The 23,980-nt window shown below is 71.7% G+C and carries 22 protein-coding genes; all 22 read right to left on the bottom strand.

What is annotated here, in order from left to right; genetic code table 11:
- Nucleotides 1-5: 5 nt before the first annotated feature.
- Nucleotides 6-572 (bottom strand): elongation factor P, encoded by a 567-nt coding sequence (gene efp, locus NOCJ54_RS0112370; RefSeq protein ID WP_028655745.1) that lies wholly within the window; start codon nt 570-572, stop codon nt 6-8.
- Between the two features lie 94 nt (nt 573-666).
- Nucleotides 667-2,031, bottom strand: a complete 1,365-nt coding sequence (locus NOCJ54_RS29465) for a PQQ-binding-like beta-propeller repeat protein (RefSeq protein WP_028655744.1) — start codon at nt 2,029-2,031, stop codon at nt 667-669.
- A gap of 41 nt (nt 2,032-2,072) precedes the next feature.
- Entirely contained in the window at nt 2,073-2,510 is a 438-nt protein-coding gene (locus NOCJ54_RS0112360) for a type II 3-dehydroquinate dehydratase (RefSeq protein WP_028655743.1), read from the bottom strand.
- Complete coding sequence (aroB, locus tag NOCJ54_RS0112355; protein ID WP_028655742.1) at nt 2,507-3,604, bottom strand: 3-dehydroquinate synthase; 1,098 nt, start codon at nt 3,602-3,604, stop codon at nt 2,507-2,509. Before aroB ends, NOCJ54_RS0112360 begins: the two co-directional genes overlap by 4 nt.
- The gene (locus NOCJ54_RS0112350; RefSeq protein ID WP_028655741.1) at nt 3,601-4,122 is read right to left on the bottom strand and encodes a shikimate kinase; all 522 of its coding nucleotides are present in this window, start codon (nt 4,120-4,122) and stop codon (nt 3,601-3,603) included. The genes aroB and NOCJ54_RS0112350 overlap by 4 nt, the downstream gene beginning before the upstream one ends.
- Nucleotides 4,119-5,297 (bottom strand): chorismate synthase, encoded by a 1,179-nt coding sequence (gene aroC / locus NOCJ54_RS0112345; protein WP_028655740.1) that lies wholly within the window; start codon nt 5,295-5,297, stop codon nt 4,119-4,121. The genes NOCJ54_RS0112350 and aroC overlap by 4 nt, the downstream gene beginning before the upstream one ends.
- 21 nt (nt 5,298-5,318) lie before the next feature.
- The gene (locus NOCJ54_RS0112340) at nt 5,319-6,047 is read right to left on the bottom strand and encodes a prepilin peptidase (protein ID WP_051485794.1); all 729 of its coding nucleotides are present in this window, start codon (nt 6,045-6,047) and stop codon (nt 5,319-5,321) included.
- A gap of 11 nt (nt 6,048-6,058) precedes the next feature.
- Entirely contained in the window at nt 6,059-6,874 is an 816-nt protein-coding gene (locus NOCJ54_RS0112335; protein ID WP_028655738.1) for a shikimate dehydrogenase, read from the bottom strand.
- 8 nt (nt 6,875-6,882) lie between these two features.
- Entirely contained in the window at nt 6,883-8,028 is a 1,146-nt protein-coding gene (mltG, locus tag NOCJ54_RS0112330) for an endolytic transglycosylase MltG (RefSeq protein WP_028655737.1), read from the bottom strand.
- A complete protein-coding gene (gene ruvX, locus NOCJ54_RS25520; RefSeq protein WP_084255117.1) occupies nt 8,025-8,597 on the bottom strand; it encodes a Holliday junction resolvase RuvX in 573 nt (190 codons plus the stop codon). The genes mltG and ruvX overlap by 4 nt, the downstream gene beginning before the upstream one ends.
- Before the next feature lie 7 nt (nt 8,598-8,604).
- Nucleotides 8,605-11,301 carry an alanine--tRNA ligase gene (alaS, locus tag NOCJ54_RS0112320; RefSeq protein ID WP_232221764.1) on the bottom strand — a complete coding sequence of 899 codons (2,697 nt, stop codon included), beginning with the start codon at nt 11,299-11,301 and terminating at the stop codon, nt 8,605-8,607.
- Nucleotides 11,298-11,612 carry a DUF6167 family protein gene (locus tag NOCJ54_RS28300; protein WP_051485793.1) on the bottom strand — a complete coding sequence of 105 codons (315 nt, stop codon included), beginning with the start codon at nt 11,610-11,612 and terminating at the stop codon, nt 11,298-11,300. Before NOCJ54_RS28300 ends, alaS begins: the two co-directional genes overlap by 4 nt.
- Nucleotides 11,609-12,151, bottom strand: coding sequence for a hypothetical protein (locus NOCJ54_RS0112310; protein WP_028655735.1), 543 nt, complete (start codon nt 12,149-12,151; stop codon nt 11,609-11,611). Before NOCJ54_RS0112310 ends, NOCJ54_RS28300 begins: the two co-directional genes overlap by 4 nt.
- An 11-nt stretch (nt 12,152-12,162) precedes the next feature.
- Nucleotides 12,163-13,521: a replication-associated recombination protein A gene (locus NOCJ54_RS0112305; protein WP_051485792.1), complete on the bottom strand. Its 1,359-nt coding sequence runs from the start codon at nt 13,519-13,521 to the stop codon at nt 12,163-12,165.
- 15 nt (nt 13,522-13,536) lie between these two features.
- Nucleotides 13,537-14,727 carry an ABC transporter ATP-binding protein gene (locus tag NOCJ54_RS0112300; protein ID WP_036517774.1) on the bottom strand — a complete coding sequence of 397 codons (1,191 nt, stop codon included), beginning with the start codon at nt 14,725-14,727 and terminating at the stop codon, nt 13,537-13,539.
- Nucleotides 14,728-14,833: 106 nt separating this feature from the next.
- Nucleotides 14,834-15,922, bottom strand: coding sequence for an ABC transporter ATP-binding protein (locus NOCJ54_RS0112295; RefSeq protein WP_028655732.1), 1,089 nt, complete (start codon nt 15,920-15,922; stop codon nt 14,834-14,836).
- 16 nt (nt 15,923-15,938) lie between these two features.
- Entirely contained in the window at nt 15,939-16,955 is a 1,017-nt protein-coding gene (locus NOCJ54_RS0112290; protein ID WP_028655731.1) for an ABC transporter permease, read from the bottom strand.
- 157 nt (nt 16,956-17,112) lie between these two features.
- Complete coding sequence (locus NOCJ54_RS0112285) at nt 17,113-18,846, bottom strand: ABC transporter substrate-binding protein (RefSeq protein WP_232221763.1); 1,734 nt, start codon at nt 18,844-18,846, stop codon at nt 17,113-17,115.
- Between the two features lie 94 nt (nt 18,847-18,940).
- The gene (locus NOCJ54_RS0112280) at nt 18,941-19,951 is read right to left on the bottom strand and encodes an ABC transporter permease (RefSeq protein WP_028655729.1); all 1,011 of its coding nucleotides are present in this window, start codon (nt 19,949-19,951) and stop codon (nt 18,941-18,943) included.
- Between the two features lie 154 nt (nt 19,952-20,105).
- The gene (aspS, locus tag NOCJ54_RS0112275) at nt 20,106-21,884 is read right to left on the bottom strand and encodes an aspartate--tRNA ligase (RefSeq protein WP_028655728.1); all 1,779 of its coding nucleotides are present in this window, start codon (nt 21,882-21,884) and stop codon (nt 20,106-20,108) included.
- Nucleotides 21,881-23,257: a histidine--tRNA ligase gene (hisS, locus tag NOCJ54_RS0112270; protein WP_028655727.1), complete on the bottom strand. Its 1,377-nt coding sequence runs from the start codon at nt 23,255-23,257 to the stop codon at nt 21,881-21,883. The genes aspS and hisS overlap by 4 nt, the downstream gene beginning before the upstream one ends.
- Nucleotides 23,257-23,976, bottom strand: a complete 720-nt coding sequence (locus NOCJ54_RS0112265; RefSeq protein ID WP_028655726.1) for an MBL fold metallo-hydrolase — start codon at nt 23,974-23,976, stop codon at nt 23,257-23,259. Before NOCJ54_RS0112265 ends, hisS begins: the two co-directional genes overlap by 1 nt.
- Between the last annotated feature and the right edge of the window lie 4 nt (nt 23,977-23,980).

Raw genomic sequence — 23,980 nt, 5'->3', positions numbered from 1 at the left:
CGCACTCAGCCCTTCACGCGGGAGAGGTAGGAGCCACCGTCGCGGGTGTCGACCTTGATCTTCTCGCCCTGCTCGATGAACAGCGGGACCTGGATCTCGGCGCCGGTCTCGAGGGTGGCCGGCTTGGTGCGGCCGGTGGCGGAGTCGCCGACGACGCCGGGCTCGGTGTAGGACACGACGAGCTCGACCGAGGCGGGCATCTCGATGAACAGGACGCGGCCCTCGTTGGTCGCGAGGATCACCTCCTGGTTCTCCAGCAGGAAGCCCGCGGCGGAGCCGACGATGTCCGGGTCGACCTCGACCTGGTCGTAGTCCTGGGTGTCCATGAAGACGAAGTTGGTGCCGTCGTTGTAGAGGTACTGGAACGAGCGGCGGTCGACCGTCGCGGTCTCGACCTTGGTGCCGGCGTTGAAGGTCTTGTCGACGTTCTTGCCCGACTCGACGTGCTTGAGCTTGGTGCGGACGAACGCCGGGCCCTTGCCGGGCTTGACGTGCTGGAACTCGACCACCTGCCAGAGCTGACCCTCCAGGTTGAGCACCATGCCGTTCTTCAGGTCGTTCGTCGTTGCCATGCGCGCAGGTCTGCCTTCTCGTATGTCAGTGTCAACGGAGCGGGCGCCGTGGCGACGCCAGCGAGCCATGTTATCGGCCGAGGCCGCGCGGCTCCTAACCCAGCGGCACCACGCGCAGGCCGCTGCGGTCGACGAGCACCGCGACACCGGCGACCACCTGCAGCCCGGCCCAGCCCTCGTGGCTCCAGTCGAAGGAGGTACGACGCGCGCCGTCGTCGACCACGACATGGGTGTAGTCCCGTCCGATCCGGTCCTGCCGGACGTGCGCCACGAGCAGCCGCTCGTCGTCGCCCTCGACCCGGACGTCGTCGCCGACGTCGAGCTCCTCGTCGTCCTCGGGAGCCACGACCACCATGGCCCCGGAGCGGGGGTTCCACGCCGCGAGCCGCGGTCCGTCGCGCAGGGCCAGCACCGGTCCCTCCAGCGCCTCGTCGTACGTCCAGCCGTCCGGGTAGGGGACCCGCTCGGTGCCGCCGGTCGCGAGGTCGACGACCTCGGCCGCTCCGTCGGCGTCCACGGCGTCCCAGCCTCGCTCGAGGCCCTCGACGAACGCCAGGCGCGCGGTCCAGGTCCAGGTCCGCCCGCTGCCGTCCAGCAGGACTCCCCGCGGCGGACCGGTGCGGTTGTCGTTGACCACCAGCGAGGAGCCGCGCACGACGAAGGGGCGGGACAGGTCGAGGTCCGCGCGCACGACCTCACCGGTCCCGGCCGCCAGCACCCGCGCCCCGGGGTCGTCGAACCGCTCGTGGCCGTGCACGACGAACGCCTCGGCCACCGGCAGGTAGCTCGGGATCCACAGGCTGCGCGCCGAGAGCCAGCCGTCCGGCACCTCCCAGACCGTCTCCCCCGTCGTCGCCCGCAGGCCCAGTCCCCCGCCGTCGTCGTCAGGGTGGTCCCGGCGGAGTACCACGACGCCGTCGGCGGCTGTCACGACGGGATCCCACCCGCCGTCCTGGACCTCCGGGAGGTCCCGCTCCCAGAGCCGGTCACCCGACGCGACGTCGACGCCGCGGACGGCGTCCCCGCCCTGCACGACCGCGACCCCGTCGACGACGGCGAGCACCGTGCCGTCGGCGACCCACCGCTCCTCCCCCGTCCCGAGGTCGCGGGCACCGCTGGTGAGGACCAGGACGTCCCCGTCCCGCCCGACGACCACCTGGGCAGCGCCCCGCACCGTCCACCCCTGCTCGCCGACCGGCGCGGGGTCGACCGCGTAGCCGCCGGTGACCACCAGGGCGGCTGCCGTCACGAACGCCGCGCCGGTGCGCAGGCCGCGGCGCCGGCCGGCAAGGGCGTGGACCACGAGCAGCGCGAGGGCTGCGGCGACGACCAGCAGGCTCGCCCACCACAGGGAGGCGACCGCGCCGAGCAAGGCGTTGAGGGCGAGGAACGCCGCCGCCGCGAGCGTGATCACGAGCGGGCGCCGCGTGGGCAGCCGCAGCCGGTCCGAGAGTGCCACGGCGCGAGCCTGCCCGCGCCGGCGCGGGCCAACCCTCGGGGTCAGCTCCCGGCGACGACCGCCAGGGCCTGCCGGTAGCCGTCGATGCCCTGCCCGGAGATGGTGCGGGTGGCGTGCGGCTCGACGTACGACGTGTGGCGGAACTCCTCCGGGCGCTGCTTCGGCTCTGAGATGTGAACCTCGACCAGCGGCGCCGTCAGCTGGGCGCAGGCGTCGTAGAGGGCGAGCGAGTAGTGGGTCCAGGCGGCGGCGTTGAGGACCACCGGCAGGTCGCGGTCGGCGGCCTCGTTGAGCCAGTCGAGCAGCTCGCCCTCGTGGTTGGTCTGCCGCACGACGACGTCGAGGCCGAGCTCGGCACCCCAGGCGACACACTGCTCGGCGAGCTCGGCGTGGGTGGTGTGGCCGTAGATCTCCGGCTGGCGCCGGCCGAGACGGCCGAGGTTCGGGCCGTTGAGGACCCACACCTCGCGGCGGCTCATGCCGTCGCCCCCAGCGCGTCCCAGGCCGCGCGCAGGTCGTCCTCGGACGGGCCGGCCAGCACGACCGGGCGGCCGACGTCCTCGAGCACGACGAAGCGCAGCTGGTTGCCGCGCGACTTCTTGTCGACCCGCATCGTGGCGAGCAGGTCGTCGAACGGGGCACCGTCCCACGACGTCGGCAGGCCGACCCTGCCGAACACCGCGCGGTGGCGGTCGACCAGCCCGTCGGGCAGGCCCGTCGCACGGGCGGCGAGCTCGGCGACGTAGATGCAGCCGAGGGCGACGGCCTCGCCGTGCCGGATGGAGTAGCCGGTGGCCTTCTCGATCGCGTGGGCGAGGGTGTGGCCGTAGTTGAGCGCCTCGCGGCCGGGGTGGCCGTCGACGCCGCCCTTCTCCTTGAGGTCGCCCGCGACGACGTCGGCCTTGACCGCGATCGCCCGCTCGACCAGCTCGCGCAGCACCGGCGAGTCAGCGGTCAGGGTGGCCGGGTCGGTGGTCTCGACCAGCTCGAGGATCCGCGGGTCCGCGATGAAGCCGCACTTGACGACCTCACCGAGGCCGGCGACGAGCTCGGCGCGCGGGAGCGTCTCGAGCAGGGCGAGGTCGCAGAGCACGCCGGCCGGCTCGTGGAAGGAGCCGACGAGGTTCTTCCCCGCGGGGGTGTTGATGCCGGTCTTGCCGCCGACGGCCGCGTCGACCATCGCCAGCAGCGAGGTCGGGACGTGCACGACGGCGACGCCGCGCAGCCAGGTGGCGGCGACGAAGCCGCCGACGTCCGTGGTCGCGCCGCCGCCGAGGGTGACGACGGCGTCGGAGCGGGTGAAGCCCTCCTCGCCCAGGGCCTCCCAGCACGCCGCGGCGACCTCCCAGTCCTTGGCCTCCTCGCCGTCGGGGACCTGGAGGACGACGACGTCGAGGCTGTCGAGCAGGTCGGCGAACGGGTCGAGGAGGTGCTCGAGCGACTCCGGGCAGACGATCGCGACCCGCTGGACCCCGGCGGGCAGCAGCCCGCGGAGGCGGTCGAGTACGCCGTGGCCGACGACGACGTCGTACGGCGCGGCGGTGGCCACGTGGATGACGGACGGCTCGCTCACGGGGACTCCTCCAGGGCGGCGATGGCGGCGACGACGTCGGCGGCGACGTCGGCGGCAGGACGCTCGTCGGTCTCGACGGTGGTGCGCGCGACGCCCTCGTAGATCGGCGTGCGCTCGTCGAGCAGCTGCTTGACGCGGGAGCGGACGTTGCCGAGCAGCAGCGGCCGGCCGACGCCGAGGCCGACCCGCTTCACCGCCTCGGCGAGCCCGACGCGCAGGAACACGACATGGTGGTCGGCGAGCAGCTCGCGGGTGGCGGGGTCGAGCACCGCTCCCCCGCCCAGCGAGAGCACGCCGTCGTGCGCACCGAGGAGCTCCGCGACGACCTCGCGCTCGAGGGTGCGGAACGTCTGCTCGCCGTCGTCGACGAAGATCTCCTGCACGCTCTTGCCTGCGCGCTCCTCGACCACCTGGTCGGAGTCGGCGAAGCCGACGCCGAGGGCGCCGGCGACCATCCGGCCGACGGTGGTCTTGCCGGCACCCATCGTGCCGACGAGGACGGCGCGGGGTGCGGTCACCGGTAGCGGAGGTTGTCGAGGTAGGCCTGCACGTTGCGGCGGGTCTCGCCGACGGAGTCGCCGCCGAACTTCTCGGTGACGGCGTCGGCGATCACCAGCGCCACCATGGCCTCCGCGACGATGCCGGCGGCGGGGACGGCGCAGACGTCGGAGCGCTGGTGGTGGGCCACCGCCTCCTCGCCGGTCGCGACGTCGACCGTGCGCAGGGCGCGCGGGACGGTGGCGATCGGCTTCATGGCGGCGCGCACGCGCAGCACCTCGCCAGTGGTCATCCCGCCCTCGGTGCCACCGGAGCGGCCCGAGACCCGGCGCAGGCCCTCCTCGGTCGGCACGATCTCGTCGTGCGCGAGCGAGCCGGGCGTCGCCGCGAGCTCGAAGCCGTCGCCGACCTCGACGCCCTTGATGGCCTGGATGCCCATGAGCGCACCCGCGAGCCGGGCGTCGAGGCGCCGGTCCCAGTGCACGTGCGAGCCCAGGCCCGGCGGCAGGCCGTGCACGACGACCTCGACGACGCCACCGAGGGTGTCGCCGTCCTTGTGGGCCTGGTCGATCCGCTCGACCATCTGCTTGGAGCCGTCGGGGTCGAGGCAGCGCACCGGGTCGGCGTCGAGGCGGGCGACGTCGTCGGGCGCCGGCAGGTCGCGCGAGGGGGTGCGGACGCCGCCGATCTCCAGCACGTGGCTGACGATGCGGGCGCCGGTGGCCTGCTCGAGGAAGTTGCTGGCGACACGGCCGAGCGCGACGCGGGCCGCGGTCTCGCGCGCGGAGGCGCGCTCGAGGATCGGCCGGGCGTCCTCGAAGTCGTACTTCTGCATGCCCGCGAGGTCGGCGTGGCCGGGGCGCGGACGGGTGAGCGGGGCGTTGCGGGCCTGCTTCTCGAGCACGGCGGCGTCCACCGGGTCGGCCGCCATGACGGTCTCCCACTTGGGCCACTCGGTGTTGCCGACCTGGATGGCGACGGGGCCGCCCTGGGTGCGGCCGTGGCGCACGCCGCCGGTGATCGTCACCTCGTCGGCCTCGAACTTCATCCGCGCGCCGCGGCCGTAGCCGAGACGCCGACGGGCGAGGGAGTCGGAGATGTCGTCGGTCGTCACCTCGACGTGGGCGGGCAGCCCCTCGAGGATCGCGACCAGGGAGGGGCCGTGGGACTCCCCCGCAGTCAGCCAGCGCAACATGGGAGCAAGTCTCCCACGGGGTCAGGAGACGGCCAGGACCCGTCCCACGACGACGGCCACGAGCGCCCCGAGGAGCAGGAACGGGCCGTACGGCAGGTTGTCCTTGAGCGGGCCGCGCACGCCCTCGCGCCGGATCGCGTTGCCCCGCAGCTTCATCGGCACGTAGGCGAGCACCGACAGCACGGCGGCGGCGAGCACCGACACGAGCAGCGTCATCACGCCCAGCGGGCCGAGCGCGAGTCCGATGAGGCCGGCGAGGCGGACGTCGCCGAAGGCCATCATCCGGGGGCTGATGAACCACAGCAGCCCGTAGTAGAGGACGAGCGCGACCATGCCGCCGAGCGCGAGGACGAGCAGCAGGGGCTCGTCGAGCGCCACGGCCGCGACCACCTCGAGGACCGCGACGACGCCGTACGACGTCCACACGAGCCGCTTCGGCAGGTACCACGTCACGTAGTCGATGACCGCGAGCGCCAGGCAGGGCCCGACCACGGCCAGCAGCCACAGCAGCGCCCAGCCGTCGCCGATCGCGAGTCCCAGGATCCCGCCGACCAGGGCGCCGGCGGTGCCTGACCGCAGCGCCAACCGCGGCCGCCGGGCCAGCTCGGCGAACGGGACGTGGTCGGGGAACTCGTCGGGGTTCTCCGAGGGGTCGTGCCGGGGCTCGGGGCACCACGCGACGATGCGCGGCACGGCGAGACCGCCGAGCAGGCCGACGACCAGACCCGCCAGGGCAGGGAGCAGCTCCATGGGTGTCGAACCTAGCGAGCCGCGAGCGCCGCTTCGCCCGCCTTCCGCATGGTCTCCAGTGGCCCGTTGTGACCAGTGAACATCGCGAACTGCAGGACCGCCTGGTGGACCAGCAGGTCGAGCCCCGAGACGACGGCCTGACCGCGGGCTGCTGCCGCAGCGGCGATCGGCGAGAGCCAGGGGTCGTAGACGACCTCGAAGACGACGGCTGCCGAGGCGGTGGCCGCCACGAGGGCGTCGGACTGTGCGGCGACCGGCACCGTCGAGACCACGACCTCACCGACCACGGCGGCGCCGTCGATCGGGAGGACGTCGACCTCGAGGCGCGCCTCCGCCTCGAGCACGCCGACTGTCGGTTGCGCCCGATCGGGGTCGCGAGCCAGCAGCCGCACGGTGCGGACACCGAGCTCGGCGAGCGCGAGCCCGGTCGACGCGGCGGTCGCGCCGGCGCCGATGATCGTCGCGACGGTCGCCGGACCGTCGTAGCGCTCCCGGATCGCGGCGACCGCGCCGGGCAGGTCGGTGTTGTCGGCGGCCCAGCCCTCGGGCGTGCGGAGCAGCGTGTTGGCGCCACCGGCGAGGCGCGCCCGGTCGCTGGCGGTGCTCGCCAGCGCGAGCGCCTCCCGCTTCAGTGGCGCGGTGACCGACAGCCCGCGCCACTGCGGGCCGAGGCCGGCCACGTGGTCGGCCAGGCCGCCCGCCGGCACCCGGGTGGCGTCGTACGACGCGTCGAGGCCGAGCGCGGCGTAGCCGGCGCGGTGCAGCACGGGCGAGAGCGAGTGGGCGATCGGGTCGCCCACCACGCCGCAGCGGAGCCGCTCCTCCACGACGTCCCTCAGCACTCCGCGCCGTTGACGGCGTCGTACTGGTTGTGCTCCTCGAGCGTCGCCGAGAACTTCGTCGTGCCGGCGCAGTCGATGGTGATCCAGTAGACCCAGTCACCCTCGGCGGGGTTCAGCGCGGCCTGGATCGCGGCCTCGCCGGGCGCGCCGATCGGACCCGGCGGCAGGCCCGGGTAGCGGTAGGTGTTGTAGGGCGAGTCGGTGAGCTCGGACAGCGGGGCCACGAGCTTCGAGGTGTCGCGCGTGCCGAGGGCGTAGAGCACCGCCGCGTCGATCTGCAGCAGCCCATTGGTGCCGCCGCCGTTCGGCAACTCGAGGCGGTTGTAGATGGCGCGGGCGATCTTCGGCATGTCGTCGCCGCGGCCCTCGGCCTCGACGAGGCTGGCGACGGTCATCACCTGCTCGGGCGTGTAGCCGTTGCCGAGCGCGGCGCCGACCGCCTCGATGTCGTTGTCGCCGAGCGCCTGCTCGTAGCGGGACACCATCTTGGCGAGCATGTCGACCGGCTTGTCGGCCGGGCTGAACGCGTAGGTCGCCGGGAACAGGTAGCCCTCCGGGTTGCCCTTGGCGTAGTCCGGCAGGCCGAAGCGCTCGGGCCGGGCCAGCACCCGCTCGAACTGCTTCTTCGAGAAGTCCGTCTGTGCCGCGAGCCGGTCGACGATCTGGGCGACGGTGAAGCCCTCGGGGATCGTGACGGTCGTGGTGACGATGTTGCCGGGGTCGACCAGGACGTCGACGACGTCGGCGGCCTTCATCTCCTCGCGCAGCAGGTAGGTGCCGGGCTGGATCGCGGTCGAGCGCGAGTTCGCAGCGGCGGCATCGACGAACGCGTCCGCGGAGGCGACCACGTTGAGCTCCTCGAGCTCGTCGCCCATCGAGCGGACCGACTGGCCCGGGTCGACGACCATCATCACCTCGCCGGTGCCGGGACCGTCGTAGTCCTCGGGCCCGGAGAACATGTCGCGCACGTCGGAGATCGCGCCGCGCGCGAACCACGCGAGAACGGCACCGAAGAGGACCACCGCCACCAGCATGGGCAGGCAGCCGGAGCGCCGCTTGCTGCGGGCGGCGCGGCGACGGCCACCGTTCTCGACGGGCCTGGTTGCCGGGTCCTCGCCCGGCAGCACCGACTCGGTCATCCGTCTTCTCCTTCGGTGTCCCCGGTGGTCTCCGTGCTGGTGGCCCCGGTCTGCCCGGTCTGCCCGGTCTGCCCGGTCTGCCCGGGCTGCCCGGGCTGCCCGGGCTGCCCGGGCTGCCCGGCCGGATCGACCAGCTCGCCCGGGGGCTGGCCGGTCATGCGTTCGGCGTCCAGCGCCTGCTGGAGGATGACGACGGCTGCGACCTGGTCGACCACGGCGCGACGCTTCGCCCCCTTGCGCTGGTCGCGCAGCATAGCCTCCGCGGTCACGGTCGTGAGCCGCTCGTCGACGAGGCGCACCGGCACCGGTGCGACGCGCCGGGCGAGGCGGGCGGCGAAATCGCGCGTCTTCACCGCGGCCGGTCCCTCGGCCCCGGACAGCGAGCGCGGCAGGCCGAGCACGACCTCGACCGCACCCTCGGCGGTCGCGATCTGGTGGATGCGCCGGAGGTCGCCCTTGCCGCGGCGCACGGTCTCGACCGGCGTCGCGATCAGTCCGGACGGGTCGCTGCGCGCGACGCCGATCCGGGCGTCGCCCGGGTCGACACCCAGGCGGACGCCGCTCCTCACCGCGGCCTCACGCGGAGGCGACCGCCGCGGTCACGGCGGCCAGCGCCTCGTCGATGCGCGAGACGTCGGCGCCGCCACCCTGCGCGAGGTCGGCCTTGCCGCCGCCCTTGCCGTCGAGGAACGGGGCCGCCGCACGGACCAGGTCGCCGGCCTTGAGGCCGCGGGCCTGGGCCGCGTCGTTGAGGGCCGCGACGATGGACGCCTTGCCGTTCGCCGCACCGATGAGCACGACGACCGCGGGCGTGTCGCCGGCGAGCCGGCCGCGCACGTCGGTGGCGAGGGTACGGACGTCACCGCCGCTCGCACCGTCGAGGCGCTGCGCGACGACCCGGACGCCGTTGACGACCTCGGCGCCCTCCGCGAGCGCGGCACCGCCGGACAGCAGCTGGGCGAGACGGATCTTCTCCATCTCCTTCTCGGTCTGCTTCAGCCGGTCGACGAGGTCGGAGACCCGGCCGACGAGGTCGTCGGGCTGGGTCTTGAGCAGCGTCGAGAGCTGGCTGACGACGTCCCGCTCGCGGGCGAGGTAGGAGAAGCCCTCGACACCGGTGAGCGCCTCGATGCGGCGGTTGCCGGAGCCGACGCTGGCCTCGCCGGTGACCACGATGGTGCCAACCTGGCTGGAGTGGTCGACGTGGGTGCCACCGCACAGCTCACGCGACCAGGGGCCACCGATCTCGACGACGCGGACCTTCTGGTCGTCGTACGTCTCGCCGAAGAGCGCGAGGGCGCCCCAGTCCCTGGCCTCGGAGAGCGTCATGTACTGCCAGCCGACGGGCAGGTCGGCGCGCAGCGCGTTGTTGGCGACGTGCTCGATCTCGTGGACCTGGTCGGGGTTCAGCGCGCTCAGCCAGCCGAAGTCGAGGCGCAGGTAGCCCGGCCGGTTGTAGGAGCCGGACTGCAGGGCCGTGGGACCGAGCACCTCGCGCAGCGCGGCGTGCACGATGTGCGTGCCGGAGTGCGCCTGGCGGGCGCCGGTGCGCCAGTCGGGGTCGACCCGGGCGTGCAGCAGCGAGGCGCTCGCCGGCAGCTCGCCGTCGACGACGCGGACCTGGTGCACGACCAGCCCCCGCACCGGGCGCTGGACGTCGAGCACCTCGAGGGTGCCGCCCTCGAAGTCGATCGTCCCGGCGTCGGCGACCTGGCCGCCGGACTCGGCGTAGAACGGGGTGCGGTCCAGGACCAGCTCACCGATCTCGCCGGCAGCGAGGACGTCGACAGCCGCACCCTCGCGCAGCAGCGCGAGCGGGCGGGACTCGGTCTCGAGGGTCTCGTAGGCGAGCCACTCGGTCGGGCCGTTGGCGTCGAGGATGCCGCGGTAGACGCCGGTGTCGGCGTGCTGCCCCTTCTTCGCCCGGGCGTCGGCCTTGGCACGCTCGCGCTGCTCGGTCATCAGCTGGCGGAAGCCCTGCTCGTCGACGCTGAGCCCGGCCTCGGAGGCCATCTCGAGGGTCAGGTCGATCGGGAAGCCGTAGGTGTCGTGCAGTGCGAACGCCTTGTCGCCCGGGATGGTGCTCGCCCCGGACTGCTTCACCTCGCCGGCAGCGAGGTCGAAGATCTGGGTGCCGGCCTGGAGGGTCTTGCGGAACGCCTCCTCCTCGGCGAAGGCGACCTGCGCGATGCGGTCCCAGTCGGTGACCAGCTCGGGGTAGCTCTCCCCCATCCGGTCGCGCGAGACGGGCAGCAGCTCCGGCAGGGCCGGGTCCTGGTAGCCGAGCAGCCGCATGTTGCGCACCGCGCGGCGCAGCAGGCGGCGCAGCACGTAGCCACGGCCCTCGTTGCCGGGGGTGACGCCGTCGCCGATGAGCATGAGCGAGCTGCGGACGTGGTCGGCGACGACCCGGAAGCGCACGTCGTCGACCTGCGCGTCGGAGCCCGGGGCGCCGTACTTCTTGCCGCTGAGCTCCTGGGCGCGCTCGATCACGGGGAAGACCGTGTCGATCTCGTACAGGTTGTTCTTGCCCTGGAGCAGGTAGGCGACGCGCTCGAGGCCCATGCCGGTGTCGATGTTCTTGCTCGGCAGCGGCCCGGCGATGTCGAAGTCGTCCTTGGCGCGGACGGCCGACAGCTCCTCCTGCATGAAGACGAGGTTCCAGATCTCCAGGAACCGGTCCTCGTCGGCCTCGGGGCCGCCGTCGGGGCCGAACTCGGGACCGCGGTCGATGTAGATCTCGCTGCAGGGGCCACCGGGACCGGGGACGCCCATGTTCCAGTAGTTGTCCTTGAGACCGCGGGGCTGGATCCGCTCGTCGGGCAGGCCCGCGATCCGCTTCCACGCGTCCCGCGCCTCGGCGTCCTCGGGCAGCACGGTGACCCAGATCCGGTCGGGGTTGAAGCCGAGTCCACCGGAGGCCTGGTCGCCGGTGATCAGCTCCCAGGCGTACTGGACGGCGCCCTCCTTGAAGTAGTCACCGAAGGAGAAGTTGCCGTTCATCTGGAAGAACGTGCCGTGGCGGGTGGTCTTGCCGACCTCCTCGATGTCGAGGGTGCGCACGCACTTCTGCACGCTGGTCGCCCGCGAGAACGGCGGCGTCTCCTGGCCGAGGAAGTACGGCTTGAAGGGCACCATGCCGGCGTTGACGAAGAGCAGGTTCGGGTCGTCCAGCAGCAGGGAGGCGGAGGGCACGACCGTGTGTCCCCGCTCCTCGAAGTGGGCGAGGAACCGGTTGCGGATCTCCGCGCTGCTCAGGTAGCGGTCCGTCATCGCTTGGCTTCCTCTTCCTTGTTGCTCAGGGCGGCCACCGGGGCCGTCGTGGTCGGGCGGGCGTCGAGCTCGGGGCGGCCGGCAGCAGCACCCCCGATGCCCAGCCCGCGGTAGTGCTCGCGCAGTCGGGTCTCCGCGTCCGCCTGTCCCTGCGCGACCTCGTCGCGGAGCAGCCGGGCGCCGAGCACCGCGGCGCCGATCCGGTCCCGCATCCCGTCGGGGGTGAACGCCTCGGCGAGGCGGCGCACCTTCACCATCCCGTAGACACCGGCCGCGACGCCGGCGCCGAACACCACGCCGGAGCGGATCACGACGCCACCTCCGTCGCGGCGCGCTGGCGGGTCTCCCAGTCGCGGCGCGCGGCGCGCAGCATCAGCTTGCGCTGCTTGCGGGCGCGCTTGACCTCGCGCTTCATCTCGAACCGGATCCGGTTGCGGACCTCGGGCGAGAGCGCACGGCGCAGGCCGGCGGCCAGCGAGGCGGTCTTGATGACGCTCTCGCGCAGCAGGATGTCGGCGAACTGCGGAGCCGGGACGACGGGCGCCGGCACCTTCGGCCCCCGCGCCTTGCCGAGGTCGGTGATGAGGTACTCGCGGTCGTCGACCACCGCGACCGGCACGCGCTCGCGGGTCTCGACCGCGGTCGTGCGGGTGCGCACCTGCTGCTCGAGGCCAGCCAGCTGCTCGCGCAGCGCCTCGGCGTCGGTCGCGGCGGCGGCCAGCAGCTCCTCGGTGTGCCGGCGCGAGCGGCGCAGGGAGAGGCCGAGGCCGAGCACGGCCACGACCAGCGCCAGCAGGCCGAGGAGGGTCACCACAGCCAGCCAGTCGGGTACGGCGAGGTGGGTGGTCACGACGGACAAGACTACTTGCCCCGGATGATGCGTCGGACCCGCTCCCACCGCTGCTTCACCCCGGCCTCGGCCCCGAGCTCCGTCGGGCGGTAGTAGGCGCGGTCGAGGACCACGTCGGGGGCGTACTGCTGCTCGGCGACGCCGAACGGCGCGTCGTGGCTGTAGACGTAGCCGACGCCGTGGCCCAGCGACTTCGCACCGGAGTAGTGGGCGTCGCGCAGGTGCGGCGGGACGTTGCCGATCTTGCCGGCCCGCACGTCGGCGATCGCCTCGAAGATCGCGGTGGTGACGGCGTTGGACTTGGGTGCCACCGCGAGCGCGATGGTGGCGTGAGCCAGGGTGAGCTGGGCCTCCGGCATCCCGATCAGCTGCACGGCCTGTGCCGCGGCGACCGCGGTGGACAGTGCGGTCGGGTCGGCCAGGCCGATGTCCTCGCTGGCCAGGATCATCAGCCGCCGGGCGATGAAACGAGGGTCCTCCCCGGCCTCGATCATCCGGGCGAGGTAGTGCAGCGCCGCGTCGGCGTCGGAGCCGCGCACCGACTTGATGAACGCGCTGACCACGTCGTAGTGCTGGTCGCCGTCGCGGTCGTAGCGGACCGCGGCCTGGTCGGCGGCCGTCTCGGCCGTCTCGACGTCGATCGTGGTGCTGCCCTTCGAGCGCGCCGCACCGGCGGCCGCCTCGAGGTAGGTCAGCGACCGGCGTGCGTCGCCACCGGCCAGCCGGACGATGTGCTCGCGGGCCGCCTCGTCGAGGGTGAGCTCGCCGCCGAGGCCGCGCTCGTCGGCGACCGCGGCGTCGAGCACCTCCCCGATGTCGTCGTCGGTGAGCGGCTGCAGCCGCAGCAACAGGCTGCGCGAGAGCAGCGGCGAGATCACACTGAACGAGGGGTTCTCCGTGGTCGCCGCGACCAGGGTGACCCAGCGGTTCTCGACGCCGGGCAGCAGCGCGTCCTGCTGCGCCTTGCTGAACCGGTGCACCTCGTCGACGAAGAGGACGGTCTCCTCCCCCGTGGCCACGAGCTGCCGGCGGGCGGTGTCGATCGCCGCTCGCACCTCCTTCACCCCCGCGGACACGGCGGAGACCTCCACGAAGCGGCGGCCGGTCTGCTGGCTGATGATCGAGGCGATCGTCGTCTTGCCGGTGCCCGGCGGCCCCCACAGGAGCAGCGAGAGCGACTGGTCGCCCTCGACCAGCTGCCTCAGCGGCGACCCCGGGGCGCGCAGGTGGGACTGGCCCACCAGCTCGTCGAGGTCGCGCGGACGCATCCGCACCGCCAGCGGCGCCGCGGCGTGGGTCGCGTCGGCCAGCGACCCGCCGGTCGTCGTACTCCTGCCCGGGGTGTCGAACAGCTGCGGCTCGTCATCCACGGCGAGCCACCCTACTCAGGCCCGACCGATCCGCTTCGCGTCGAGGTCGAACCACGTGTCCGCGTAGCCGGGCTGGTCGACCAGGTCGTTGCTCGGGCTGGCGCCCGGGTCCGGGCGGCCCTCGCCGTCGACGCCGAGCAGGCCCGTCGTCAGCGGCTCCCGCGGCGCCTCGCCGAGGCGGCCCGGGAAGTGGCAGGCGACCTTGTGCCGGCGCCCGATCTGCATGAGCGGCGGCTCGTGCTTGGCGCAGATCTCCTGCGCGATCGGGCACCGCGTCCGGAACCGGCAGCCGGACGGCGGGTCGATCGGGCTCGGGACATCACCCTGCAGCCGGATCCGCTCGCGGCGTCCGCCGACCGACGCCTGGCGCACGTCCGGAACGGCCGAGAGCAGTGCCTGCGTGTACGGGTGGTGCGCGTTGCCGTAGATCGAGTCCCGGTCTCCGATCTCGACGATCTTGCCGAGGTACATCACCGCGACCTCGGGGCAGAAGTGCCGGACCACGGCCAGGTCGTGGGCGATGAACAGGAACGCGATGTTGAACTCGCGCTGCAGGTCCTGGAGCAGGTTGATGACCTGCGCCTGGATCGACACGTCGAGCGCGGAGACCGGCTCGTCGGCGACGATCACCTTGGGCCGCAGGGCGAGCGCGCGGGCGATGCCGATGCGCTGGCGCTGGCCGCCGGAGAACTCGTTCGGGTACCGGTTGTAGTGCTCCGGGTTGAGGCCGACGACCTCGAGCAGCTCCTGGACCCGCTTGAGGGTCTGGTCCTTCGGGACCATGTTGTGGATCCGCAGGGGCGCGCCGATGATCGAGCCGACCGTGTGCCGCGGGTTCAGCGAGCTGTACGGGTCCTGGAAGATCATCTGGATCTCGCTGCGCATCCCCTTCAGCTCGCGCGAGGAGATCGTGGCCAGGTCCTTGCCGCCGAACTTGATCGAGCCCGACGTCGGCTTGTAGAGCCGGGTGATCGCACGGCCGGTGGTCGACTTGCCGCAGCCGGACTCGCCGACGAGGCCGAGCGAGCCGCCCTCGGGCACGACGAAGGACACCCCGTCGACCGCCTGGACGTCACCGACCTTGCGGCGGATCAGGCCCGTGGCGTGCACCGGGAAGTACATCCGGAGGTTCTCGACCGTCAGGACGGGCGGGGCCTCCGGGTCCAGCTCGCTGGCGGCGTGGCCGGTGACGTCGTCGAGGTCCACCGGTGCGTCGGCGGCCACGACCGGGTCGGCGTGGTCGGCGTGGCCGGCGTGGTCGGCGTGGCTGGTGTTCTCGGTGTGGTCAGCCTGGTCGATGTCGTCGGACAACTCAGGCCTCCTTGGCCAGGTCAGGGGCGATCTCGGGCAGGACCTGCTTGGCGTAGATCCGGTCCGGGTCGGCGAGGTGGCAGCGCTTGAGGTGGCCCGGCCGCGAGGCGGGCTCGAGCTCGGGGAGCACGGTGGTGCACAGGTCGCCCGGCACCTCGTCGCGGAAGGTGCAACGCGGGTGGAAGGCGCAGCCGCTCGGCGGGTTGAGCAGGCTGGGCGGGTTGCCGGGGATCGGCACCATCCGCGCGTTCGTGTCCGCGGAGACGTCGGGGACGCTCGAGAGCAGCCCCCAGGTGTAGGGCATCTCGGGATGCGTCAGCACCTCGCGACAGGGGCCGTACTCGACCGCGCGGCCGCCGTACATCACCAGCACGTCGTCCGACATCTCGGCGACCACGCCGAGGTCGTGGGTGATGATGATGACCGCGGTGTTGAACTCCTTCTGGAGGTTCGTCAGCAGGTCGAGGATCTGGGCCTGCACCGTGACGTCGAGCGCCGTGGTCGGCTCGTCGGCGATGACCAGCGTCGGGTCGTTGATCAGCGCCATCGCGATCATCGCGCGCTGGCGCATGCCGCCGGAGAACTGGTGCGGGTAGGCGTCGTAGCGCCGGTCCGGCTGCGGGATGCCGACCAGCTCGAGCATCTCCACCACCCGGGTGCGGGCGGCCTTGCGGTTGACGTTGTTGTGGACCCGGTAGGCCTCGGCGAGCTGGACCCCGACCGAGTAGTAGGGGTGCATCGCGGACAGCGGGTCCTGGAAGATCATCGCGATGTCCTTGCCGCGGCGCAGGCGCATCTCCTCGTTGGAGAGCGACAGCAGGTCCACGCCGTCGAGGCGGATCTCACCGCTGACCTGCGCGTTGGTGCCGCGGTGCAGGCCCAGGATGGCCGAGCTCGACACGGACTTGCCCGACCCGGACTCACCCACGATGCCGAGCGTCTTGCCGCGCTCGAGGTTGAACGACAACCCGTCGGTCGCCTTCACGACGCCGTCGGCGGTCGGGAAGTGCACCTTGAGGTTGTCCACCTCGAGGAACGGGGTCCCGTCCGTGGCCGTGGGAGTCGGCGAGCTCTTCGTCATGTTCGTCATTCCTGCGCTCCTCTCCTCAGCCCAGCCGGACACGCGGATCGATGAACGCGTAGGCGATGTCGACGATGATGTTGGCCACGATCACGAAGGCACCGGCCAGGACGACCACGCCGATGATCGTCGGCAGGTCCCAGGCGTTGGACGCCTGGACCGTCAGCAGGCCCAGGCCCGGGTAGGCGAACACCGACTCGGTGATGATCGCGCCGCCGAGCAGGCCCGCCAGGTCGAGGCCGGTCATGGTGACCAGCGGCGTGAGTGCGGCACGCAGGCCGTGCTTGAACAGCACCACCCGCCCCTTGAGGCCCTTCGCCCGGGCGGTGCGGATGTAGTCCTCGGAGAGGGACTCCAGCACGAACGCGCGGGTCATGCGGACGTAGCCCGCGAGGAAGAGCAGGGCCAGCACGAAGCCCGGAAGCAGGAGGTTCTCCAGCCAGGTGAACACGCCGCCGTCCTCGATGGACACGTACCTGGGTAGTGGGACCAGCTCCCACCGGATGGCGACGTACTTCAGCATGAAGACGCCGATGAAGAACGAGGGGAACGCATAGGCGACCAGGGTCAGCCCGACGATGCCGCGGTCGACGATCGAGCCCTTGGTGACCGCGGCCAGGATGCCCAGTGAGACCCCACCTATCAGCCACATCACCACGGCCACGAGGGCGAGGGCGATGGAGATGGGGGCGGCGTCACCGATCAGCTCGTTGACGGTCTTCGCGTTCAGTTTGGAGTAGCCCAGGCAGGGAGCGGCGCAGTCAGAGACCGTCTCGGGCGCAGCAGCACGCACCTCGGGGTCCGCCGGGAACTGGCGTCCCGCGACGATGCCCTTCACGAAGGCGCCCCACTGCTCGTAGACGGGCTTGTCGTACCCGAGCGCCCGCTCGGTGACGGCGATCTGCTCCTCGGTGCACTGCTTGCCACAGGCGTAGCGCGCCTGGTCGACCGGCGCTGCGAAGAACAGCACGAAGGTCACGAAACTGAGCACCAGCAGCAGGACGAGTCCGATGGCGGTGCGACGCGCGGCGTAGGCCCACATGGGACTGCTTCACGCTCCTGTCCGGGCTTGGATCGCGCCGGGGGTGCCGACGCATGAGTGGAGGGTGGAGCCGCAGGGCTCCACCCGGTGGTGCTGGGCGGGGTTCCCCCGCCCAGCACCACACTGAGGGTGTTACGAGTTGCCTACCGGTTCAGCGTCAGTTCTGCACGCCGATGAGGCCGATCTCCGGGTAGGCGGACGACGCGGGGGTCGTCGCGAAGCCGGTGACCTTGGAGCCGCGGAGCCAGTTGAACTTCGACACCTCGAGCGGGATGTAGGCGTACTGCTCGCCGAGGACCTTGTCGGCCTCCTGCAGGAAGCCGACCTGCTCCTCGATGTCGGACGAGTTCGCGGCCTTGTCGATGAGCGCCTCGAACTCGTCGTTCTGGTAGCAGCCGTAGTCGTTGCCACAGGTGGTGGACGAGACGTTCGGGCGGCTGTCGAACAGCGGCGGGAGGACCGTCATCATCGACGGCCAGTCAGCACCCCAGCCGGCCCACATGACGTCGACGTCCTTGTCGGGCTGCGCGATCACGTCGTAGTACGTGTCGCTGAGGCCCTCGAGGGTCACCTTGAAGCCAGCGGCGTCCCAGCTCTCCTTGACGATCGCCATGGCCTTGTCGGTGGTCGGCGACTTCTGGTAGGCGAGCTTGATCGGGTACGGCGTCTTGACGCCGGCCTCGGCCAGGAGGGCCTTGGCGGCCTCCGGGTCACCGTTGTTGTCGTTGTCCTCGGAGAACGCCGGGTTGTCCTGCGCACCCGAGACGCCCGGGTTGACGATGGTCTCGCCGGGCTCGCCGACGCGCTCGCCACCGAGGGCCTTGACGTAACCGTTGAGGTTCAGCGACACGGCCAGCGCCTTGCGGACGTTGACGTCGGTGATCTTCTTGTGGTTCGGCACCAGGTAGGAGTTGTACGGCGAGAGCACGCTCTCGTAGCGGTCCTCGACGGCACCGGTGATCTGCGGGAACTGCGGCGGGGCCACGCGCGCCGTGGTGATGGCGTACTGGTCGTTGCCGGCGTCCTTGATCAGGCGGTCGTTGAAGAGCTCGCCAGCGGTGTCGGACGGGTCGATCTGCCACTCGATCTTGTCGGGCAGGGCGAGGCGCAGCTGCTCCGGGTCGTCAGTGGCCGGGTCGTACTGGTCGTTGCGGACCAGGGTCGCGCCCTTGTTCTTGTCCCACTTGCCGCCCTCGATCTTGTAAGGACCGTTGGACAGGACCTTCCACTGGGACTTCTCGCCCTCGTCGAAGGACTTCTTGTACGGGTCGGTCATCATCATGCCGGCGATGGCCTGCGGGAAGTCGGCCCACGGCTTGTTGAACCGGAACGTGATGGTCTTGCCGTCGCAGCTGACCGCGTCCTCGAAGGCCGCCTGCTGCTCGGGGGTCGCCTTGTAGGGGCCCGGGTAGTCCTTCACGTCGATGTAGCTGAGCGTGTAGTTCGGGCCACCGATGATGACGTCGTTGGCGAAGACACGGCTGGTGCCGTACTGGACGTCCTCACACGTGATGTCGGAGCCGTCCTCCCACTTCACGCCGTCCTTGAGGGTGAACTTCCAGACCTTGCCGCCCTCGCTCGAGGTGCCGGTGTCGGTCGCGAGGTCCGGGACGGGGGTGGTGCCGACCTCGGCGTCCTCCGACATCGGGAACGCGAGCAGGCCGCGGTAGAACACCCGACGCCAGTTGGCCAGCTGCACACCGTAGTAGATGCGCTGCGGGTCCGACGCCTCGAACGGGAAGTGCTGCAGGTAGTACAGCGTCCCGCCCTTGGTGCCCTCGACGTCGCCGGAGCCACCACCGGAGCCGTCACTGTCGCCGCCTCCACATGCGGCCAGCGAGAGCCCCAGGACCGAGGCGGACGCGACCGCCAAGGCCTTCCTCAGTTTCATACCCATTTGCATCCTCCTTGGGGGTGCAGCTCGCGGTGCGGCCGCACGTTCGACGACGCGGTGTCGACGAAGTTGTGGATACCGCCGGTCCCCGTCACCGGTCGGCCTTGGGATCGAGAGCGTCGCGCAGGCCGTCGCCGAGCAGGTTGAAGCAGACGACGAGCGTCGCGATCATGAACGCGGGGATGAAGAAGTAGAGGAACGCCGAGTCGGCGTACCGCAGGGCGTCGGTGAGCACGTTGCCGAGGGTCGGCGTCGGCGCCGAGATGCCGACACCGAGGAAGCTCAGCGCCGCCTCGGCGGAGACGAACGCCGGCATCATCAGGGTGAAGGTCACCAGGATCGGGGCCCACAGGTTCGGCAGGATCTCCTTGAAGTAGATCCGGCGCCGCGAGGCGCCGATCATCTGCGCCGCCTGCACGAACTCCCGCTCACGCAGCGAGAGGACCTGGCCGCGGACGATACGCGCGATGCCGGTCCAGCCGAACAGGCCGAGGACGACGATCACGTAGACCGCGGCAGTCGGGTTGCCGTTCGGCACGCCGAGCGTCTGGTGGATGAACGCCAGGCCGACCGAGGAGAGGGCCAGCAGCATCAGGGTCTGCGGGAAGGCCAGGGTGAGGTCGATGATCCGGCCGATGATGACGTCGACCCAGCCGCCCGCGGCACCGGACACGATGCCGGCGACGACCCCGATGACCATCGCGACGATGGTCGCCGAGATCGCGATCGCCAGCGAGAAGGTCGTGCCGTACCAGAGCCGGGCCAGGGCGTCGCGGCCGATGCCGGGCTCGATGCCGAGCCAGTGGTCGCCGGAGATGCCGCCCCAGTCGCCGATCGGCAGGCCGAACTCGTCCAGGAGGTCCTGGTTGGAGCTGAGCGGGTCGATCCAGCCGAACTTCACCGCGAACGGCGCGACGACCGCGGCGATGAAGAACAGCAGCACCACGATCAGCGACGCCATGGACAGCTTGTCCTTCAGGAACCGTCGCGCCGCCAGCTGCAGCGGCGACCGGCTGACGACGGCGCCGGGAGCCTCGGACGGTTCGCCCGTCTCAGCGGGGACACCCAAGTGGCTGTCCAGGTCGCTGCTCGGCGCAGTCATTCCCACCTCGTCACGTCGTCGGGTTCGGGTCCGTGCGCGAGACGTCACGTCCCGACACGACTCGTGACCTTAGGCGCACCCCTTGCGCCAATGCGATAGCGACGCGGTAACGGTTTGGTCTCGACGCCCCGGAGATCCTTCCGGCGAGGGACCGTCAGGCGGGGTTTTCGTCCTCCGGGCGCGCGTCCACACCGGCTTCCTTCCGCTGCTCCGCCGTGATCGGCGCAGGAGCGGCCGTCAGCGGGTCGTAGCCGCCGCCGGTCTTGGGGAAGGCGATGACGTCCCGGATCGAGTCCGTGCCGGCCAGCAGGGCCACCACGCGGTCCCAGCCGAACGCGATGCCGCCGTGCGGGGGCGCGCCGTACTTGAACGCCTCCAGCAGGAAGCCGAACTTCTCCTCGGCCTCCTCCTGGCTGATGCCCATGACCTCGAAGACCCGCTTCTGGATGTCCTCGCGGTGGATACGGATCGAGCCGCCGCCGATCTCGTTGCCGTTGCAGACGATGTCGTAGGCCCACGCCAGCGCGTTGCCGGGGTCGGTGTCGAAGTTCTCGAGGTCCTGCGGGCTGGTGAAGGCGTGGTGGACCGCGGTCCACGCTCCCCCGCCGACGGCCACGTCGCCGGCCGCGGTGGCCTCGTCGGCGGGCTCGAAGAGGGGCGCGTCGACGACCCAGAGGAAGCTCCACGCGCTCTCGTCGAGCAGGCCGGTACGACGGCCGATCTCCAGGCGGGCGGCACCGAGGAGGGCGCGGCTGGACTTCACGGCGCCGGCCGCGAAGAAGACGCAGTCGCCCGGCTTCGCGCCGACGTGGGCGGCCAGGCCCGCCTTCTCCTCGTCGGAGAGGTTCTTGGCCACCGGGCCGCCGAGCTCGCCGTCCTCCTGGACCAGCACGTAGGCCAGTCCGCGGGCGCCGCGCTGCTTGGCCCACTCCTGCCAGGCGTCGAGCTGCTTGCGCGGCTGGCTGGCGCCGCCGGGCATCACGACGGCGCCGACGTAGGGCGCCTGGAAGACCCGGAACGGGGTGTCCTTGAAGTACTCGGTGCACTCCACGAGCTCCAGACCCATGCGCAGGTCCGGCTTGTCGGAGCCGTAGCGGGCCATCGCCTCGGCGTAGGTCATCCGCGGCAGGGGCAGCGGGACGTCGTACCCGATGAGCTTCCACAGCGCGGCGACGATCTCCTCGCCCAGGGCGATCACGTCGTCCTGGGTCACGAAGCTCATCTCGATGTCGAGCTGGGTGAACTCGGGCTGCCGGTCGGCGCGGAAGTCCTCGTCGCGGTAGCAGCGCGCGATCTGGTAGTAGCGCTCCATGCCGGCGACCATCAGGAGCTGCTTGAACAGCTGGGGGCTCTGCGGAAGGGCGTACCAGCTGCCAGGCTGGAGGCGCGCCGGGACGAGGAAGTCGCGGGCGCCCTCGGGCGTGCTGCGGGTCAGGGTCGGCGTCTCGATCTCGACGAAGTCGTGGGCGTCGAGCACGTCGCGCGCGGCCTTGTTGACCTTGCTGCGCAGGCGGATCGCGTTGCCGGGAGCGCTGCGGCGTAGGTCGAGGTAGCGGTGCTTGAGGCGCACCTCCTCGCCGACATCGACGTGGTCGCTGATCGGGAACGGCAGCGGGGCGGAGGCGCTGAGCACCTCGACACCCTCGGCGCCGGCCGCCGCCACGACCTCGATCTCGCCGGTCGGCAGGTTCGGGTTCTCGCGGCCCTCGCCGCGGGCCACGACCTCGCCCGTGACCTTGAGGCAGTACTCGGAGCGCAGGCTGTGCGCGACGTCCTCGTCGCGGATGACGACCTGGACCACGCCGCTGGCGTCGCGGAGGTCGATGAAGGCCACGCCACCGTGATCGCGCCGGTTGGCCACCCACCCGGCGAGGGTGACGGTCTGGCCGACGTTCTCGGCGCGCAGTGCGCCGGCGTCCTGGTTGCGGATCACGGAGCTTCCCCTTCGGTGGTGCTGACGGTGGTGACGACCTGCGGGCGCAGGTCCTGGGCGGGAGGCTGCCACGTCGCCGGGTCGGCGGCGACCTGCTCCCCGCTGCGGATGTCCTTCACCTCGTGGACGGTGCTGCCGTCCTCCGCGGTCAAGGTGAACCAGACGTACGGAATGCCACGCCGGTCGGCGTGGCGGATCTGCTTGCCGAACTTCGCCGCGCTGGGCGCGACCTCGCACGGGATCCCACGCGAGCGCAGGGCGGTGGCGACGGCGTCGGCGTCCGCGCGCGACTCCTCGTCGGTGAGCGCGACCAGCACCACGCTGGGCACCGAGCGGTCCGCGGTGAGCAGCCCGCGCTGCACGAGCGGGACCAGGACGCGGCTGACGCCCAGGGAGATGCCGACGCCGGGGTAGGTCGTGCGGCCGTCGGAGGCGAGCGCGTCGTACCGACCGCCGGAGCAGATCGAGCCGAGCGACTCGTAGCCGTCGAGGCGGGTCTCGAAGACGGTGCCGGTGTAGTAGTCCAGGCCGCGCGCGATGGAGAGGTCGGCCTCGATCCGGACCGTGTCGGTGGCGAGCGGCGCACATGCGCGGACCAGGGCAGCGAGCTCGTCGAGTCCCTCGTCGAGCAGCTCGTGACTCACCCCGAGGTCGCGGACCCGGGCGACGAACGAGTCGTCGGTGGCCCGGATGGTCGCCAGGGCGAGCGCCTTGTCGGCCCGCTCCTCGGAGACACCGGCCTCGTCGAGCAGCAGCTGGCGCACCTTCGCCGGCTCGAGCTTGTCGAGCTTGTCGACCAGGCGCATGACCTCGTCGATGCCGTCGCCGGTCACGCCGAGGCCGGCGTAGAAGCCCTGGATCAGCTTGCGGTTGTTGACCTGCAGCCGGAAGCCGGGCAGGAAGGTCAGCCGGCCGAGCGCCTCGAGCATCACCCGGGCGACCTCGACGTCGTGGTGGAACGGCAGGGTGTCGCGCCCGACGATGTCGATGTCGGCCTGGGTGAACTCGCGGAAGCGGCCCTCCTGGGGACGCTCGCCGCGCCAGACCTTCTGGACCTGGTAGCGCCGGAACGGGAACTCGAGCTTGCCGGCGTTCTCCAGCACGTAGCGGGCGAAGGGCACGGTCAGGTCGAAGTGCAGGCCGATCCCGGCGTCCTTGCCGTCCTCCTCGTGGAGGCGGCGCAGGACGTAGACCTCCTTGGAGGTGTCGCCCTTGCGGAGCAGCTGGTCCATCGGCTCGACGGCGCGGGTCTCGACGTTGGCGAAGCCGTGGAGCTCGAAGGTGCGTGCCAGGGTGGCGACGACCTCCTGCTCGACGTACCTCTGGGCAGGCAGGAACTCGGGGAAGCCGCTGAGCGGCGTGGGCTTGGCCATCACAGTCCTCGGGTGACCCGGCCGGCGGCGCCGGAGTCCTGGAGCTCGAGCAGGAACGGGTTGGTGGCGCGCTCGCGGCCGATCGAGGTCTGGTCCCCGTGGCCGGGCAGCACGACGATGTCGTCGGCCAGCGGGAGGACCTTGGTCTCCAGCGAGCGCAGCATGGCCGCGTGGTCGCCGCCGGGCAGGTCGGTGCGACCGATCGAGCCCTGGAAGAGCAGGTCGCCGGAGAACATCACCTCGGAGATGTCGGGACCGTCGGGCTGGTCCCAGGGCGTGCGGAAGGTGACCGACCCCTCCGTGTGGCCGGGCGTGTGGTCGACGACGAACCGCAGGCCGGCGAGCTCGAGCTCCGCGCCGTCGCCCAGCTCGGCGACGTCGTCGGGCTCGGTGAACTGGTAGTCGCCGCCGAGCAGCATCGCGGCGCTCTCCCGCGAGATGCCTGCCATGGGGTCTGACAGCAGGTGACGGTCGCCCGGGTGGATCCACGCGGTGGCGTCGTACGCCCCGGCGACGGGGGTCACGGACCACATGTGGTCGATGTGGCCGTGGGTCAGCAGCACGGCAACCGGCTTGAGCCGGTGCTCCCGCACGACCTCCGCGACGCCGGCGGCGGCGTCCTTGCCGGGGTCGATCACGACGCACTCGGTGCCCGGGCCGGTTGCCGCGACGTAGCAGTTGGTGCCCCACGGTCCAGCGGGGAAGGCGGCGATCAGCACCAAC

Source organism: Nocardioides sp. J54, from assembly GCF_000519005.1.
Lineage (GTDB): Bacteria > Actinomycetota > Actinomycetes > Propionibacteriales > Nocardioidaceae > Nocardioides.
The sequence above is the reverse complement of the archived record's forward strand: the minus strand, read 5'-3'. Positions and strand labels throughout refer to the sequence as shown.